This window comes from Mycolicibacterium holsaticum DSM 44478 = JCM 12374 (genome assembly GCF_019645835.1).
GTDB lineage: Bacteria > Actinomycetota > Actinomycetes > Mycobacteriales > Mycobacteriaceae > Mycobacterium > Mycobacterium holsaticum.
In genome coordinates this window covers 571,732-588,847 of record NZ_CP080998.1, presented here as the reverse complement: position 1 = coordinate 588,847, position 17,116 = coordinate 571,732, and the positions used below count along the sequence as shown (strand labels likewise).

At 69.8% G+C, this 17,116-nt stretch carries 16 protein-coding genes; 4 read left to right on the top strand and 12 right to left on the bottom strand.

The genetic code is table 11. The features are described from left to right. Window positions 1-47: 47 nt before the first annotated feature. The 7 genes from K3U96_RS02855 to ftsH form a co-directional block, all read right to left on the bottom strand. Window positions 48-1,298, bottom strand: a complete 1,251-nt coding sequence (locus K3U96_RS02855) for a DUF6779 domain-containing protein (RefSeq protein WP_220692008.1) — start codon at window positions 1,296-1,298, stop codon at window positions 48-50. Window positions 1,299-1,375: 77 nt separating this feature from the next. Further along, entirely contained in the window at window positions 1,376-1,852 is a 477-nt protein-coding gene (locus tag K3U96_RS02850; RefSeq protein WP_069405837.1) for a DUF3180 domain-containing protein, read from the bottom strand. Beyond that, the gene (gene folK, locus K3U96_RS02845; RefSeq protein ID WP_220692007.1) at window positions 1,852-2,364 is read right to left on the bottom strand and encodes a 2-amino-4-hydroxy-6-hydroxymethyldihydropteridine diphosphokinase; all 513 of its coding nucleotides are present in this window, start codon (window positions 2,362-2,364) and stop codon (window positions 1,852-1,854) included. Before folK ends, K3U96_RS02850 begins: the two co-directional genes overlap by 1 nt. Then, window positions 2,361-2,744: a dihydroneopterin aldolase gene (folB, locus tag K3U96_RS02840; RefSeq protein ID WP_220692006.1), complete on the bottom strand. Its 384-nt coding sequence runs from the start codon at window positions 2,742-2,744 to the stop codon at window positions 2,361-2,363. The genes folK and folB overlap by 4 nt, the downstream gene beginning before the upstream one ends. Continuing rightward, on the bottom strand, window positions 2,737-3,594 hold the full coding sequence (gene folP / locus K3U96_RS02835; protein WP_275080537.1) for a dihydropteroate synthase: 858 nt from the start codon (window positions 3,592-3,594) through the stop codon (window positions 2,737-2,739). The genes folB and folP overlap by 8 nt, the downstream gene beginning before the upstream one ends. A gap of 44 nt (window positions 3,595-3,638) precedes the next feature. Further along, window positions 3,639-4,262: a GTP cyclohydrolase I FolE gene (folE, locus tag K3U96_RS02830; protein WP_069405840.1), complete on the bottom strand. Its 624-nt coding sequence runs from the start codon at window positions 4,260-4,262 to the stop codon at window positions 3,639-3,641. An 11-nt stretch (window positions 4,263-4,273) separates the two neighbouring features. Continuing rightward, window positions 4,274-6,604, bottom strand: a complete 2,331-nt coding sequence (gene ftsH / locus K3U96_RS02825; RefSeq protein ID WP_069405841.1) for an ATP-dependent zinc metalloprotease FtsH — start codon at window positions 6,602-6,604, stop codon at window positions 4,274-4,276. A 159-nt stretch (window positions 6,605-6,763) separates the two neighbouring features. Between ftsH and K3U96_RS02820 the strand changes: the two genes are divergently transcribed. The 4 genes from K3U96_RS02820 to K3U96_RS02805 are packed head-to-tail and all read left to right on the top strand — an operon-like array spanning window position 6,764 to window position 10,705. Then, on the top strand, window positions 6,764-7,735 hold the full coding sequence (locus tag K3U96_RS02820) for an alpha/beta fold hydrolase (protein ID WP_220692005.1): 972 nt from the start codon (window positions 6,764-6,766) through the stop codon (window positions 7,733-7,735). Next, entirely contained in the window at window positions 7,736-8,923 is a 1,188-nt protein-coding gene (locus K3U96_RS02815) for an LLM class flavin-dependent oxidoreductase (protein WP_220692004.1), read from the top strand. Further along, on the top strand, window positions 8,923-9,942 hold the full coding sequence (locus tag K3U96_RS02810) for a zinc-binding dehydrogenase (protein WP_220692003.1): 1,020 nt from the start codon (window positions 8,923-8,925) through the stop codon (window positions 9,940-9,942). The genes K3U96_RS02815 and K3U96_RS02810 overlap by 1 nt, the downstream gene beginning before the upstream one ends. A 16-nt stretch (window positions 9,943-9,958) precedes the next feature. Continuing rightward, window positions 9,959-10,705, top strand: coding sequence for an SIMPL domain-containing protein (locus K3U96_RS02805; protein ID WP_069405845.1), 747 nt, complete (start codon window positions 9,959-9,961; stop codon window positions 10,703-10,705). A 27-nt stretch (window positions 10,706-10,732) separates the two neighbouring features. On the opposite strand, the gene K3U96_RS02800 is transcribed toward K3U96_RS02805, so the two are convergent. From K3U96_RS02800 to dacB, 5 genes are all read right to left on the bottom strand, one after another. After that, window positions 10,733-12,952 carry a molybdopterin-dependent oxidoreductase gene (locus tag K3U96_RS02800; RefSeq protein WP_220692002.1) on the bottom strand — a complete coding sequence of 740 codons (2,220 nt, stop codon included), beginning with the start codon at window positions 12,950-12,952 and terminating at the stop codon, window positions 10,733-10,735. 84 nt (window positions 12,953-13,036) lie between these two features. Continuing rightward, window positions 13,037-13,657, bottom strand: a complete 621-nt coding sequence (gene hpt / locus K3U96_RS02795) for a hypoxanthine phosphoribosyltransferase (protein WP_220692001.1) — start codon at window positions 13,655-13,657, stop codon at window positions 13,037-13,039. An 11-nt stretch (window positions 13,658-13,668) separates the two neighbouring features. Beyond that, window positions 13,669-14,631, bottom strand: coding sequence for a tRNA lysidine(34) synthetase TilS (gene tilS / locus K3U96_RS02790; RefSeq protein WP_220692000.1), 963 nt, complete (start codon window positions 14,629-14,631; stop codon window positions 13,669-13,671). Then, window positions 14,610-15,683, bottom strand: a complete 1,074-nt coding sequence (locus K3U96_RS02785; RefSeq protein WP_230982457.1) for an Rv3626c family coenzyme F420 biosynthesis-associated protein — start codon at window positions 15,681-15,683, stop codon at window positions 14,610-14,612. The genes tilS and K3U96_RS02785 overlap by 22 nt, the downstream gene beginning before the upstream one ends. Next, complete coding sequence (gene dacB, locus K3U96_RS02780) at window positions 15,671-17,047, bottom strand: D-alanyl-D-alanine carboxypeptidase/D-alanyl-D-alanine endopeptidase (protein WP_220691999.1); 1,377 nt, start codon at window positions 17,045-17,047, stop codon at window positions 15,671-15,673. Before dacB ends, K3U96_RS02785 begins: the two co-directional genes overlap by 13 nt. Window positions 17,048-17,116 lie beyond the last annotated feature (69 nt).

Here is a 17,116-nt window from a genome sequence, read left to right as displayed (position 1 = left end):
GTTCCAGTCCCGCGGCGCGGGTACCAGACGGTCAGAAAAAGATTAACTCACTCTTCGCGGCGGCGGCGACGGCCGCCCCCCGTCGGGCTGGCCTGCAGCCGTGCGAGCAGTTCGGCGACCGACTGACCGCCGGTCTGTTCGTCGTCCGCGGCGCGGCGCCGCCGTCGCGGCGTGGGCTGCTCCGGCTCCTCGGCAGCGGCGCCGGGATCGGCGGTCTCGGCCGGTCCGGAGTGCCTGCCACGGCGCGGCGGTTCGTACCCGGGTGGCGTCGGCGACGGCTCAGGTGCGGCCGCTGTCGGCTCCGGTGCGCGCCGCTTGCCGACGTACTCCTGGGCGGGGCGGTCCTCCTCGACCGGGGCCACCCAGTTGCTGCCCGGGGCACCCGGCGGCAACCACTGTCCGTCCGCCGGTGCGGGATGCCAGCCGGTGGCCGGGGGGTGGGCGGCGGACGGCTCGGGCTGCGGCGCGGGGTCTTCCAATGGGGCCCAACTGAAGTGGGTGCTGCCGGCGGCCGGTTCGGGCTCGGGCTCCGGCTCGGGCGCTGGAGGTGGGGGCGGCGGGGGCGGCGGCGGCGCCCACACCCTGGGCTCCTCGGCGAACTGCCGCGGCTCCTCGGGCTCGGCCTCGGAGGGCCTGCGGTGGGCGCCTCCCGCGCTGGGCGGCGGGGGCACCCACTCGAACTCGGGCGGATGGGGTTCGGCCGGGACGTCGATGATCGGGCTTTCATCGGTCTGGGCGTTGTGGTCCTCGCCGTAGCCGGTGTCGATGCGGCCGGCGCCGAGCCGGGCGGCGGGCTCCTCGTCACGGTCCCAGTCGCTGTAGGCCCGTACCGTCGTGCGTTCGGTTTCCAGCGCCGGCCGATCCGACAGCTCGGCGTCGAACAAAACCTCAAGATGGCTGCGCAGGGCTGCCAGTTCGGCGCGCAGGGCGGCCACCTCGTCCGCGGCCTGGGCACGCAGCTCGGTGGCCAGTTCCCGGCGCAGATGGGTTTCCACCGACAGCTCGTACTCGCGGCGTGCTGAGATCTCGCGGTCCAGTTGCAGGTCGTAGACCAGCTTGAGGTCACGCACCTTGGCCTGGTCGGCGTCGCTCTGCCTGCGGTAGATGACGGAAACGAACGCCGCTACCACGGCGGCCCACAACGCCAGGATGACGGCCAGCTTGAGCAGTTCCACCCGGTTGGTGAACACCAAGGCGGAGCTGGCCGCGATCGCAAGGACCAGCAACGCGCTCAGCAGCACCCAACTCGGCCTGCGGCCGCTGCGCCGCGGCCTGGCGCTGCGGGGCAGATCGGTCATGGGCCGACTGTACCCGGCACAGGTCACCGAGCGTGTCGACCGTATCGGCGATTCGGCGCGTCGGCGCCGCGGCGCCGCTAATCGGTTGCGGCGTCGGCGTTGTCCTGCGGCTCGTTCGGCGACTTGCAGCAATGCTGCAGCCACAACGCGGCGATCACCAACGCCAGCGCGCACCCGGCCGCGACGACGGTGCCCGCGGTGTCTTCACCGGCGACGCGCAACGTCGAACGCCGTGGTAACAGGTACAGGAGCACGCCCACCCACCAGCCGAGCACCAGCGCGCCCACCCACGCCGACGCCTTGGCGATCACCACCGACCGGGCCACCGCCAGCGGATGCAGCCAACCCGGGCCGTCGCCGATCTGGCCGTCGCGGATCTTGGCGCGGATATAGAAGGCCCAGCCCGCCTCGGCGATCGCGACCGCGAGCAGCGACAACCCCGTCCACACCGTGATCGGCGGAAACCACTTGTAGAGCAGCAGCACCAGCAGGTAGCCGAGCACGACCGTGATCGCCGTCGCGGCGGTCAGGTCACGCTTGCGGGTCGGTCCCATCAGCTCAGCGTCAGGTCGGTGGGTCGCACCCCGTCGCGCTCGGCGGGGTCGAGTTCGGCGAGCAGGTCGGTCACCGGGCGGGCGACGCCGTCGACGCTGAGCGTCGCGTCGGGTTCGACGGCAAGCCACGGGAGCAGGACGAACGCGCGCTGGTGTGCGCGCGGATGCGGCAACGTCAGATCGTCATCGCGACAGGTCACCTCGCGGTCTGCGGCTCGGCAGCTGATCAGGTCCACGTCGAGCGTGCGGGGTCCCCAACGTTGGGCGCGCACCCGTTCGGCGGCGCGCTCCAGGTCCTGCGCGCGGCGCAGCCACCCGCGTGCGTCGAGGTCCGCGTCCTCGGCTATCACCACGGCGTTGAGGAAGTGGTCTTGCGCCACGCCGCCCCACGGTTGGGTCTCATAAACCGGCGAGACCGCCCGCACCGCTTCGGCGAGGCCGTCGACGACCGACCGCAGCCGCGCTTTGCGGTCGCCGATGTTCGACCCGATGGACAGCACCACCCGGCTCACGCGGCGCCGCCGCGGCCGTCGCGCCGGGACCGTCGTGCCACCACCGCGACGTCGGCGAAGTCCAGCGGGATGGGCGCACCGGGTTTGTGCACCGTCACCTCGACGGCGTGCACGCGCGCGTCGGCCATTACCGCGTCGGCGATCTCGCCTGCCACCGTCTCGATCAGGTTGCGCGCGGGCCCGGCGACGATGTCGGCAGCCAGCTTGGCCAGCCCGCCGTAGTCGATGGTGTCGGCCAGGTCGTCGCTGGCCGCGGCCGGCGCCAGATCGACCCACACCGTGACGTCGACGACGAAGTCCTGTCCGTCGCGGCGCTCGTAGTCGAAAACTCCATGATGACCACGAACGGTCAAGCCGCGCAACTCGATTCGGTCAGCCACTCGAAATATTTCCCGTCGCTCCGTCCCCCTGCGCTTCGCGCGGGTGGTGCCCCCACGCCCCTGACCACGCTCCGAGCACCTTGAGCGCGTCGACCGATGCGCGCACGTCGTGCACCCGCACCCCCCACGCGCCGTGCAGTCCGGCCAACGCGGATATCACCGCCGTCGCCGTCTCCCGCCCCCCCGGCGGCCGCGCAAGGCCGTCCGCGTCGGCCAGCAGCGTACCGAGAAAGCGTTTGCGTGACGCGCCGACCAGGACCGGTATCCCGGTGCCGACGAACTCGGGCAGCGCGCGCAGCAGCGCCCAATTGTGTTCTGCGGTCTTGGCGAAACCCAGGCCCGGGTCGATGATCAGCCGGTCCGCGTCGACACCGGCCGCCACAGCGGTGTCGACGTTGGCGAGCAGTTCCGCGCGCACGTCGGCGACCACGTCACGGTAGGCGGGCACCTCATGCGGGCGCTGCGCGCCGACCGAGCGCCAATGCATCAGCACCCACGGCACTTTCGCGTCAGCCAGCAACGGGGCCATGTTCGGGTCGGCGCGGCCGCCGGAGACGTCGTTGACGATCGTGGCGCCGCTGTCCAGCGCGGCGCGGGCGACCTCGGCGTGCATGGTGTCGATACTGACCGTCAGCCCTTGCCCGGCAAGCTCTTTGATCACCGGTACGACACGTGACGTTTCGATCTCGGGGTCGATGCGGGTGGCACCCGGGCGGGTGGACTCACCGCCGACGTCGATGATCTGGGCGCCCTCGGCGGCCATCGCCAGCCCGTGTTCGACCGCGCGGTCACGGTCGAGGAACAGTCCCCCGTCGGAGAAGGAGTCGTCGGTGACGTTCACGACCCCCATGACCTGCACGCGCGTTCCCGAAGGGACCATTGGGCTGGGTGGGCTCACTTCCGAAGGATGAGATCCAGCGCCTCGGCACGCGATGCCGCATCGCACTTGAACTGACCGCGTACCGCTGAAGTGGTGGTGATGGCGCCCGGCTTGCGCACACCGCGCATTGCCATGCAGAGGTGTTCGGCCTCGATCACGACGATCGCCCCGCGCGGATTGAGCTTGCGCATCAACGCATCCGCGATCTGTGCGGTCAACCGTTCCTGCACCTGGGGTCGTTTGGCGTACAGGTCGACGAGGCGGGCGATCTTGGACAGCCCGGTGACCCGGCCGTCCGCGCCCGGGATGTAGCCCACGTGCGCGGCACCGTGAAACGACACCAGGTGGTGTTCGCAAGTGGAGTACAGCGGGATCTGCTTGACCAGCACCAGCTCGTCGTGCTGTTCGTCGAACGTGGTGTCCAGCACGGTATCCGGGTCGGTGTACAGACCGGCGAACAGCTCCTGGTACGCGCGCGCCACCCGGGCCGGGGTGTCCTGCAGTCCGTTTCGGTCGGGGTCTTCGCCCACGGCGACCAGCAACTCCCGCACCGCCGCCTCGGCACGCGCTTGATCGAACGTCGCGGGCGAGAACCTACCGGGTGAGATCGTGGTCGAATTGTTGTGCGACCGCGTCATTACGCCTCCTGTCAGCCGTGCGCAGGCGGATTGGGCCTGCCGCCCGACCGTTCGCTGTCCTGGCCCTGCTCGTCGTTCGGGTTCGGCGCAGGTGGCTGTGGGTAGGGCTGCTGATAAGGAGGATAAGGTGGCGCCGCATTGCCGGGGTTCTGCCACCCCTGATGCTGCGGCGGATACCAGTAGCCGTGCGGCTGGTGCTGAGGCGGTCCCTGCGGCTGCTGTTGCTGCTGCGGGGGCGGCGGCCAGCCGGGCGCATGCCAGCCGGCCGGAGCGCCGTAGTCCGGCTGGGTGGACCCGGCAGCGGGCGCTCCGTTGCTGCCGTGACCGTTGGCGCCGTTCTGGGCCTGCCGGGCGGCGGCTTCCTTGCTGGCCTGCGCGATCGCGGCCTTGAACGCCGGCTCGGGAACCGGTTTGGGCCATTCCTCGCCGCGTTCCATCGCCAGCTCCCCCGGCGTCTTGATCGGCGGTTTGTCGGACGGCACCCGGCCCCCGAAGTCGTCGAACATGGTCAACCGCGGGCGCTTCTTGACGTCACCGAAGATGGCCTCGAGCTCGCGGCGGTGCAGCGTCTCCTTCTCCAGCAGCTCACCGGCCAGGGTGTCGAGCACGTCGCGGTACTCGGTGAGGATCTCCCATGCCTCGGTGTGGGCGGCCTCGATGAGCTTGCGCACCTCGTCGTCGATGTCACGGGCCACCTCGTGGCTGTAATCGGCCTGGGTGCCCATGGTGCGGCCGAGGAACGGGTCGCCGTGCTCGGTGCCGTAGCGCACCGCACCGAGCTTGGAGCTCATGCCGTACTCGGTGACCATCGCGCGGGCGATCTTGGTGGCCTGCTCGATATCGGATACCGCGCCGGTGGTGGGCTCACGGAACACCAGCTCTTCGGCGGCACGTCCGCCCATGGCGAACACCAGCCGGGCGATCATCTCCGAACGGGTCATCAAGCCCTTGTCGTCCTCGGGCACCGACATCGCGTGCCCGCCGGTGCGGCCGCGCGCCAGGATCGTCACCTTGTAGATCGGGTCGATGTCGGGCATCGCCCACGCGGCGAGCGTGTGACCGCCCTCGTGGTAGGCGGTGATCTTCTTCTCGTGTTCGCTGATGATGCGGCTCTTGCGGCGCGGTCCGCCGACGACCCGGTCGACGGCCTCCTCGAGCGCGGGCCCGGTGATGACGGTGCCGTTCTCGCGGGCGGTGAGCAGCGCGGCCTCGTTGATGACGTTGGCCAGGTCGGCGCCGGACATCCCGACCGTCCGCTTGGCCAGCCCCTCGAGGTCGGCGTCGGGGGCCATCGGTTTGCCGTGCGAATGCACCTTGAGCACGGCCCGCCTGCCGGCCAGGTCGGGGCTGGTGACCGGGATCTGCCGGTCGAAGCGGCCGGGCCGCAGCAACGCCGGGTCGAGGATGTCGGGCCGGTTGGTGGCGGCGATCAGGATGACGCCCTGGCGGTCGCCGAAACCGTCCATTTCCACCAGCAGCTGGTTCAGTGTCTGCTCGCGTTCGTCGTGGCCGCCGCCGAGGCCGGCGCCGCGCTGGCGGCCGACCGCGTCGATCTCGTCGACGAAGATGATGCACGGGCTGTTCTGCTTGGCCTGCTCGAACAGGTCGCGCACGCGTGACGCGCCGACGCCGACGAACATCTCGACGAAGTCGGAACCCGAGATCGTGAAGAACGGGACGCCGGCCTCACCGGCGACGGCGCGGGCCAGCAGCGTCTTACCGGTGCCGGGCGGGCCGTAGAGCAGCACGCCCTTGGGAATCTTGGCGCCCAGCGCCTGGTACCTGCTGGGGTTTTGCAGGAAGTCCTTGATCTCGTAGAGCTCCTCGACCGCCTCGTCGACGCCCGCGACGTCGGCGAACGTGGTCTTGGGCATGTCCTTGGTGAGCTGCTTGGCACGCGACTTGCCGAACCCGAAGCCCATCCGGCCGCCGGTCTGCATCCGCGAGAACATCACGAACAGACCGACCAGCAACAGCAGCGGCAGCAGGTAGATCAGCAGCGAACCGAGCATCGAGCCCTGGTTGACGACGGTGTTGACCTTGGCGCCCTTGCTCTGCAGCGCCTCGAACACCGTCACGCCGTAGCCGGTGGGGTACTTGCTGATGATCTTGTCGCTGTCGGACGTATCGGCGTTGGCGTTCTTCAGCTCCAGCCGCAGCTGCTGTTCGCGGTCATCGATCTGCGCGCTCTTGACGTTGTCGCTGTTGATCTGCGCCATCGCCACCGAGGTGTCGACGGGCTTGAACTCGCGGGTGTCGTCGCTGAAGTAGAAGAATGACCAACCCAGCAGCAACAGGACCGCGATGACGGTCAGCGTGCGGATCACATTTTTGCGGTTCATCAAGCCTCGGCCTTCGTCGGCGTCATGTCTTTCGGCCGCCCGCGGCCGGTCTCCTTCCGATACGTGCAGCTGGGAACTTCCAGGCTACCGCTATACCAACGAGGCAAGGTTCCCGACGGGTGGGGACCTGGCGCGCGGAACTGTGCTTTGGTGGTTACCGTGCCCACCTGGACCGAACGTCTAGTCGAAACCAACGGCGTGCAGCTCCGGGTCGTCGAGGCAGGCGACCGCGGGGCCCCGGTGGTTGTCTTGGCCCACGGCTTTCCCGAGCTGGCGTACTCGTGGCGCCATCAGATCCCGGCGCTGGCCGAAGCGGGCTTCCACGTGCTGGCTCCCGACCAGCGCGGCTACGGCGGATCGTCGAAACCCGGCGCGGTCGACGCCTACACCGTCGTCGACCTGAGCGCGGACCTGGTCGGCCTGCTCGACGACGTCGGCGCGGAACGGGCGGCGATCGTCGGCCACGACTTCGGCGCCGTGGTGGCGTGGTCGGCTCCGCTGTTGCATCCGGACCGGTTCGCCGGGGTCGTCGGGTTGAGCGTGCCCCCGGTGCCGCGTTCGCGGGTCCCGACCACCCAAGCCTTCCGCAAGCTCTTCGGCGACAACTTCTTCTACATCCTGTACTTCCAACAGCCCGGTCCTGCCGACGCCGACCTGAACCGCGATGTCGCCACCACGATGCGCAAACTGTTCGGGTCGCTGACCACGCCCTCGGACGAGGCCGCGGCGCTGCGCATGGTCCAAGCCGGCCCGGAGGGCTTCATCGAACGCATCCCCGAACCGGGCGCGTTGCCCGACTGGCTGCGCTCCGACGAGTTCGACCGCTACGTCGCCGAGTTCACCGAGCACGGGTTCACCGCGCCGCTGAACTGGTACCGCTGCTTTGACCGCAACTGGGAGCTGACCGCGCCGGATCGGTTGCCGGCTGCCACCATCACCGTTCCCGCGCTGTTCGTCGGCGGCACCGCCGACCCGACCCTGGCCTACACACCGCGCCACCGCGTGCGCGATCTGGTGTCCGGCGACTACCGCGAGGTGATGATCGAGGGCGCCGGCCACTGGATCCAACAGGAGCGTCCCGTCGAGGTAAACGCCGAGCTGATCGAGTTCCTCAAGCGATTGGAGCTGTAGATGACGCGCCCACTGAACTTCGGGGTGTTCATCACCCCGTTCCACCCGGTCGGTCAATCCCCCACCGTGGCATTGGAATACGACCTCGAACGCACTGTCGCGCTGGACCGTCTCGGTTACGACGAGGTCTGGTTCGGCGAGCACCACTCCGGCGGTTACGAGTTGATCGCCTGCCCGGAGGTGCTCATCGCCGCAGCCGCCGAGCGCACCAAGCACATCCGGCTCGGCACCGGCGTGGTGTCGCTGCCCTACCACCATCCGCTGATGGTGGCCGACCGCTGGGTGTTGCTCGACCACATCACCCGCGGCCGGGTGATGTTCGGCACCGGTCCGGGCGCGCTGCCCTCGGACGCCTACATGATGGGTATCGACCCGGTCGACCAGCGCCGGATGATGCAGGAGTCGCTGGAGGCGATCCTGGCGTTGTTTCGCGCCGCCCCCGACGAGCGGATCACCAGGACGTCGGACTGGTTCACCCTGCGCGACGCCGCGCTGCACATCCGCCCCTACACCTGGCCGTACCCCGAAATATCGACGGCGGCAATGATTTCACCGTCGGGTCCGCGGCTGGCCGGAACGCTTGGCACGTCGCTGCTTTCGTTGTCGATGTCGGTGCCCGGCGGGTTCGCCGCGCTGGAGAACACGTGGCAGGTCGTCGTCGAACAGGCCGAGAAGTCGGGCCGCGACGAACCGAACCGCGACAACTGGCGGGTGCTGTCGATCATGCATCTGGCCGACACCCGCGAGCAGGCGATCGACGACTGCACCTACGGGCTAGCGGATTTCGCGAACTACTTCGGCGCCGCCGGGTTCGTGCCGCTGTCCAACAGCGTGGAGGGCGAGCAGTCACCGCGGGAGTTCGTCGAAGAGTATGCGGGCAAGGGCAACTGCTGTATCGGCACCCCCGGCGACGCGATCGCCTACATCCACGACCTGCTCGAGCAGTCCGGCGGCTTCGGCACGCTGCTGCTGCTCGGCCACGACTGGGCCTCACCGCAGGCGACGTATCACTCCTACGAACTGTTCGCCCGCGAGGTCATCCCGCACTTCAAGGGGCAGCTCATCGCGCCGCGGGCGTCGCACGACTGGGCCAAGGGCATGCGCGACCAACTGCTGGGCCGGGCGGGCGAGGCGATCGTCAACGCGATCACCGAGCACACCGACGAACTCGAGAACCGGGAGGGTTGATGCGGGCCGCCGTGCTGCGCGACGGGCGGATGGTGCTGCGCGACGACGTCGCCGAACCCGTGCCGGGACCTGGACAGGTGCTGGTCGGAGTCAAGGCGTGCGGCATCTGCGGATCGGACCTGCACTTCGCCCAACACGGCCACAAGATGGTGGAGCTCAGCGCCGAGATGAAGGGGCTGCCCGGCGGTGACGGTGCGCGGCTGGACCTTTCACGTGACGTGTTCCTCGGACACGAGTTCAGCGCCGAGGTGCTCGACTCCGGGCCCGACACCGACGCACCTGCGCCGGGCACGATCGTCACCTCGGTGCCCGCACTGCTGACCGCGACCGGTGTGGAGCCGATCGTGTTCTCCAACACCACGATCGGCGGCTACGCCGAGCGGATGCTGTTGTCAGCGCCGCTGCTGCTGCCGGTGCCCAACGGTTTGGACCCGCGCCATGCCGCGCTCACCGAGCCCATGGCGGTCGGTCTGCACGCGGTGAACAAGTCGGCCATCGAGCGCGGCGAAACCGCACTTGTGCTCGGCTGCGGGCCCGTCGGCCTGGCGATCGTCGCCGCGCTGCGCCACCGCGGGGTGGAACACGTTGTGGCCGCGGACTTCTCACCGAAGCGGCGGCAGCTGGCCGACACCATGGGCGCCCACGAGATCCTCGATCCGGCGCAAGGCTCACCGTTCGACACCGCGACGCCCGCGGTGGTGTTCGAGGCCGTCGGGATGCCCGGCATCATCAACGACGTCCTGCGCCAGGCGCCGGCGGGGTGTCGAGTGGTGGTCGCGGGCGTGTGCATGGAACCCGACACCGTGGTCCCGTTCTTCGGCAGCGCCAAGGAGATCAGCGTGCACTTCGTATTCGCCTACGATTTCACCGAGTTCGGTGCGTCGTTGCGGGCGATCGCCGAGGGCGAGATCGACGTCGCACCGCTGATCACCGGGGAAGTCGACCTTGCCGGGGTGGGCGCCGCGTTCGACGAGCTGGCGCACCCGGACCAGCATTGCAAGGTTCTGGTGGCCCCGTGACGGTATCGTGCCAGGCATGCCGATCGCTGTACGGGCGAACACGCCAACCAAAATGCTCGCCGTCGCCGCCGCGGGGCTCATGGTCGCCGTCGCGGGTTGCGATGCGACATCGGGACCGACGACCGGTACACAGGCCGACGTGCGGCACGTGACCGTCCAGGGTTCCGGCGAGGTGCAGGGCGAGCCGGACACCCTCAACGTCAACGCGTCCATCGAGTCCATCGCGCCCGATGTCACCGGTGCGATGAACCAGACCAGCGGCCGCCAGCAGGCGGTGATCAACGCGCTGGTGGACGCCGGCGTCGACCGCAAGGACATCAGCACCGCCCAGGTCAGCCTGCAGCCGCAGTTCTCAGGCGGCGGGGACAACCCGGCGACCATCGTCGGCTACCGGGCCAGCAATTCGATCGACATCAAGATCCGCCAGCTTGATGCCGCGTCGCAGGCGCTGGCGCTGATCGTCAGCAGCGGCGGCGACGCCACCCGGATCAACTCGGTCAACTACTCGCTCGAGGACGATTCGCAGCTGGTCCGCGATGCCCGCAGCCGGGCCTTCGACGATGCCAAGGACCGCGCCGAGCAGTACGCCGAGTTGTCGGGTTCGCACCTGGGCCAGGTCATCTCGATCTCCGAGGCGACCGGCGGTCAGCAACCCCCCACTCCGATGCCCACCACCCGCGGCGCCGAATTGGCCGCCGTACCACTGGAACCCGGTCAGCAGACGGTCGGATTCACGGTGACCGTGGTCTGGGAGCTCACCTGACCTGCGGAAGCGACCGGCCGGAGCGCGCTACCCCGCGGGGGCGATATCCACCGGAATGCCGTTGAGCACAGCGGTACCCGACAGCGGATCGAGATGGCTACCGTCGTTGAGCTGGTTGACGTTGACACCGGCCTGCTCCGATGCCACCTTCTGTCCGGTGCCGCCGCGGTCGTGACCCCACCCGTGCGGCAGCGACACCACACCGCGGCGCATGCCCGGCGCCAACTCGATCGGCGCCAGCAGCTCACCGCCGGGTCCTTTGACGACGGCGATGTCGGTGAGCCCGATCTCCTCGGCGTCGTCGGGATGGATCCGCAGTGTGCACCGGTTGGTGCCGCCGGCCAGCGCGGGCACATTGTGCATCCAGCTGTTGTTGGACCGCAGGTGCCGCCGCCCGATGAGCAGGAACCCGTCGGCGCGGACCCGCAGCGCTTCCCGCAGCCGCGGCACATCGGCGATCAGCGGTTCGGGGGCGAGTTCGATTCTGCCCGTTGGGGTCCGCAACACCTGAGCCAACCGAGGTTGCATCGGGCCGAGGTCGATGCCGTGCGGTGCGGCCTTGAGCCGGGCCAGCGTCAGCCCGTCGGGTTTGGCGCCGAACGCGTCGCCGTACGGTCCGAGCCGAAGCATCATGTCGAGGCGTCGCTGGTAACCGGGCGCCTCCTCGAGCATCGCGGTCAGCTCCTCGACCGGGCGCCCGGCGACCGGCGAGTGCGGATCGGCGGTTTCCTTTGCCAGCGTCGTCGCGATCACCTGCTGATCGACCAGCCCCGGATCACCGTCTGCACCAACGCCGTACAGGATCAACGCGATTCGCGACAGGATCTCGGCTTCGTCGGGACGGTCGTCGAGCGGCAGCACCGGTGGTGAGTACCGGGCGTTGTTGCGCACCGCGAGGTTGTTGAGCGCGAAGTCGAAGTGCGCGCTCTGCGACGGCGCCGGTGGCGGCAGGATGACGTCGGCGTGGCGGGTCGTCTCGTTGAGGTACGGGTCGATCGAAACCATGAAACCGAGCCCGTCGAGTGCGCGGTCGAGCCGGTCCCCGTCTGGTGCGGACAACACCGGGTTGCCCGCGATGGTGATCAGCGCCGTGATCTGCCCGTCGCCGGGGGTGTCGATCTCTTCGGCCAGGGCGGCGGCCGGAATCTCCGAGAGCACCTCGGGGTGGCCCGAGACGCGGCTGTGCCAGCGGCCGGTCCGAAATCCGCGGCCGGGCTTCGGCGGCCGTGGCGCCGGAGCGACGGCAGACAGCGGGAACATCGCACCGCCCGGCCGGTCGAGATTGCCGGTCAGAACGTTGACGACGTCGACGAGCCAGCTGCCGATCGTCCCGAATTCGACTGTGGACGTGCCGATTCGGCCGTAGACAGCCGCTGACGGCGCCGCCGCGATTTCGCGGGCCAACTGGCGGATATCCTCGGCGTCCACACCGCAGTACGTCGCGACGGTCTCCGGGGCGAAGTCGGCGGCCAGCGCGCGCACGTCATCGACGCCGTTGACCGAACCCGCCAGCGCGCCGAGGGCGACCAGACCCTCGTCGAACAGGGTGTGCACGATGGCGAACAGCAGCGCCGCATCGGTGCCGGGTCGCGGGGCGAGGTGACGATCGGCGAGCTCTGCGCTGCGTGTGCGGGCCGGGTCGATGACCACGAGCCGGCCGCCGCGCTTGCGCAGCGCGCGCAGCTTGCCGGGAAAGTCCGCGGCCGTCGCCAAACTGCCGTTGGAGACAAGAGGATTCGCACCGATGACGACCAGATAGTCGGTGCGGTCGAGGTCGGGGACGGTGAAGGCGACCGGGCTGCCGAACATGTGGCCCAGTGCGACGTGCTTGGGCATCTGGTCCAGGGTGCTGGCGGAGTAGACCTGACGAGTGCCCAGCGCCCGTACGAGCAGCGGCGGGTACAGCGCGCCTGCGATCGTGTGCGCGTTGGGGTTGCCCAGGTATACGCCGACCGAGGGCCCGCCGTGCTCGGCCACGACGGTACCGAGCCGGTCGGCGACCGTTGCGAACGCCTCTTCCCAGCTGGTTTGGGTCAGCTCACCGTTGCGCCGGACCAGCGGGCGGGTGAGCCGGTCGGGGTCGTTGTCGAGTTCGGCGAAGCTGGCGCCCTTCGGGCAGATGAACCCGCGGCTGAACACGTCGTCACGGTCGCCGCGGGCCCCGGTGATCCGGCCGTCGGAGATCGTCAACGTCAGGCCGCAGGTGGCCTCGCACAGCGGGCAGATCCGCAAGGCTGTCTGGCTCATCACCCCATCCTCCGCCGAAATCGACGTTTTGCACGATTCTTCTCGCACTTTCCCGCCCGCTTGTCGCTTTGGGCACGGTGTCGATCAGGGTTGTTCGTAGATCTTGGGGTCCAGCGTGCCGATGTAGTTCAAGTCCCGGTAGCGCTCGGCGTAGTCCAGGCCGTAGCCGACGACGAACTCCTTGGGGATATCGAAACCCACGTAGGCGATGTCGACGTCGGCGCGCACGGCGTCGGGCTTACGCAGCAGTGCGCACACCCGCAGTGAGCGCGGCCGCCGCGACGCGAGGTTGCGCAGCAACCACGACAGCGTCAGCCCGGAGTCGACGACGTCCTCGACGATCAGTACGTCGCGGTCGTTGATGTCGCGGTCGAGGTCCTTGAGGATGCGCACCACTCCCGAGGACGACGTCGACGAGCCATACGAGCTGACCGCCATGAACTCCAGCTGCGTGGGCAGCGGGATCGCCCGCGCGAGATCTGTGACGAAGAACACCGCCCCCTTGAGCACGGTGACCAGCAGCAGATCCTGGCCGCTGGGGGTGATGGCTTCGCGGTAGTCGTCGCCGATCCGCGCGCCGAGCTCGTTGACCTTTGCCTGGATCTCTTCTGCGGGAAGCAGTACAGACTCGATGTCGCCGTTGTACAGCTCGGTGGATTGCTCAGCCACGCCCACAGCGTGCCATGTGACCGATCCGCCGACCAAGGCGCGGTGTCTTAGACCGGTTCGGTGTGCAGGCTCAGCACCCCGTCACGGCGCGCCGCGATCAGCCGCTGGTTGCGCAGCGGCGATCCCACCGCCACCCCGCCCTGCCCGCGCCACGCCATGACCAGGGTGTCGACGCCGCGAATGTGCTTGTCGGTCAGACCGCTGGCCCCGCCTGCGAGCAGCCAGCCGCGAATGACCCGGCGCCGGATGGCCTCCGGCAAAACGGCCAGCCTCGTGGTGTCCAGCCCGGTGCCCGACCCCGCCTCAGCCAACGCCTGCCGGGCCAGGTCGTCGAGCGCGTCGGTGTCGGCGCGCAGCGCGGCCGCGGTGCGCGCCAACGCGTCGGCCACGCCGCCGCCCAGCACGTCCTCGAGCAGCGGAAGCACCTCGGTGCGCAGCCGCACCCGGGTGAAGCGGCGGTCGCTGTTGTGCGGGTCCTGCCACGGCGCCACGCCGAGTTCGGCGCACGCCGCCCGCGTCACGCTGCGCCGCAGCCCCAGCAGCGGCCGGCCCCACGGCGGGTCGCTGGCCCGCATCCCGGCGATCGACCGCGGCCCCGAGCCCCGGCCGAGCCCGAGCAGCACGGTTTCGGCCTGATCGTCGAGCGTGTGGCCCAGCAGCACCGGTGCGCCGCCCCTGGCCTGCTCCAGCGCCCGGTACCGCGCCGTGCGCGCCGCGGCCTCCGGGCCCCCCTCGGCGCCGACGTCGACGCGAATCACCTGGGCACCAACGCATCCCAACGTCAGCGCCTGCTCGCCGGCGGTGGCGGCCACCGCGGCGGAGTTCGGCTGCAGTTGGTGGTCGACGACGAGGGCGGTGGTCGGTTTGAGCTTGGCCGCGGCCGCCGTCAGCGCCAGCGAGTCGGCCCCGCCGGACAGCGCAACGCACCAGCGCTCGTCGGCTGCGCAGAAGTCGCGGGCAAAGGCGCTGACCGCGGCATGCAGCGCGGCTAGAGCACCCGGTCGATCCATTGTTGCGGCTCGTCGATTTCGGTTGGCAACGGCAGGTTTTCGGGCCCCGACCAGACGGCGTTGAACCGTTGCATGCCCACCGTGGACACCACGTGGTCGACGAACGCCTTGCCGCGCGTGTACTGGTTGAGCTTGGCGTCGAACCCCAGCAGCGCCCGCACCAACCGTTGCAGCGGTGGCTGTTTGCGGCGGCGGCGTTCGTCGAACCGGCGCCGGATGGTGGCCACCGACGGCACCACCGCGGGCCCGACCGCGTCCATCACATGGTCGGCGTGCCCCTCCAGCAGCGTGCCCAGCACCAGCAACTGGTCCAGCGCCTTGCGCTGCGGCTCGGATTGCACCGCGCGCAGCAGGCCGACCACGCCTTCCGAATTCGGTTCGGCGACACCGTTATCCGCGCGTCGCGCACGGACGAACTCGGCGAGCCTGCCGATCACCTCGGTGACGTCGTTCTCGGTTTCGTCGGTGAGCACGGCCAGCGCTCCCGACATGTGGTCGGCCAGCCACGGGTTGGCACGGAACTGCACCCGGTGGGTGACCTCGTGCAGGCACACCCACAGCCGAAAGTCGTAGGGCTGCACCCGCAGTTGGCGTTCCACCGCGATCACGTTCGGGTACACCAACAGAAGCTCACCGCCGTCACGGCCGAACGGATCGTACTGGCCGAGGATGCCCGACGACACGAACGCCAGCACGGCGCCTGTCTGGGCGCCGGTGATACGGCCGGTGAGGAAGCCTGGCGGACTCCCGCCCTCGTCGGAGCCGCCGGTCATCACGCGCATCGATTTGGTGGCGGCCCGCACCCACTCGGCACGGTCGACGACGCGCGCCTCGGGGATCTCGCCGCCCTCGGTGAGCCCGGTGACGTCGCGCACCGGCAGTTCGGCCGACCGTGACGCCTCACTGAGTTGGTCGATGACCTGCTGGCGGGTGTAGTCGGTGGTGGCAGGGCCGGGCCTGGCCAGTTTGGCGCCGACGGTGGCGGCGAAGTCCCAGTCGACGGCGCGTCCGACGGTGACCTTGGTTTCGGTGGCCGGGCTCATGCGCTGCATCCGCACGACCGCAGCGTGGCGGCCAGGTGGTCCAGCGCGACGCGGCCCATCGGGCCCGCGTCGTTGGAGATGAACGCGAACGTCAACACCCGCCCGCTCGCGTCGGTGAGAAACCCTGCCAGCGTGTTGGTTCCGGTCAACGATCCGGTCTTGGCCCGCAGGAACCCCGCGGCGTCCCGGCCCGGTTCGGTGTCGAGGAAGCGGTTGGACAACGTTCCGCTGCCGCCCGCGATCGGCACCAGGTCCACCAGCGGCCGCAGCCGGGGGTACTCGTCACCGACCGCGACGCTGACCACCTCGTCGAGCGTCTTGGCGGTGAGCCGGTCGTCGACGGACAGCCCGCTGGAGTCGAACAACCTCGCCCCGGCGGTGTCGACGCCCGCGGCCTTCAACTCGTCGAGCACGGCACTGGCGGCGCCGTCGAAGCTCTGCGGTTTGCCCGCCGCGGCGGCCACCTCACGACCGATCGCCTCGGCCATCACGTTGTCGGAGGCGTTCATCATCTCGCGCAGCCGGTTGATCAGCGGCGGCGACTGCACCGCCGCGATCTCCTTGCCGCCGCGCGAAGGGCCGGCCAGGACAGTGACCTTCGCCGGGTCGACTTCCAGCGCCACCGCCAGCGCGCGGCCCGCGTCCAGCGCGGGCGTGGTCGACCGGGTCGAGTCGACGCTGACCGGCTGGGTGCGCCCGGCGTCGAGCATCACCGCCTCCATCGGCGCGATGTCGCCGCCGTCGATGTCGGCGGGGTCCCAGCCGTGCGCCATCGTGGGCCCGCTGTAGGCGCTGATGTCGACCTGAACGGCGGTCGCGTCGATGCCGCTGCGGCGCACCTGGTCGGCCAGATCGCTGATGCGTGCGGCGTCGCGGTACCAGGTGTCCTGGTTCTTTGGCGCCGCCGACAGCGTCGGGTCACCGCCGCCCTTGAGCACCACGACGCCGGGCCGGTCGCCGGTCAGCACCCGGGTGGTCAGCCGGGCGTCGCGGTCGAGGGCCAGCAGCGCGGCGGCCGTTGTGAGCGTCTTGTTGGTCGACGCGGGCTGCATCGGCACGTCGGCGCCCCGCTCCCACAGTTGGTCGCCGGTGATCGCGTCGGCGATGCGGCCGGTGAGATGGCCGAGGTTCGGGTCGGCCAGCGCGGGGGCCAGCACGGATGCCAGCAGGTCAGGCCTGGGCTTGGGCGCGGAGTCCGACACCGGGACGACACCCGGTTCGGCGGTGGCGGCCGGCGGCGTCGGCTTGATCGCCGCCGCGTCGGTGTCGCCCGTCGTCAACACGGCTGCCGCCGCCACCACGACGGCGACCAGCGCCAGCACGACCACCCCGACCAACACATGGGTCGATGGCCCCCACCTCGTGGGCCGCATAACTCTCCTGATCTGTCGACCGCCCCGTAGAGCAGCGTATCGCTCCATTAGGGTGATGCCCGTCCCCAA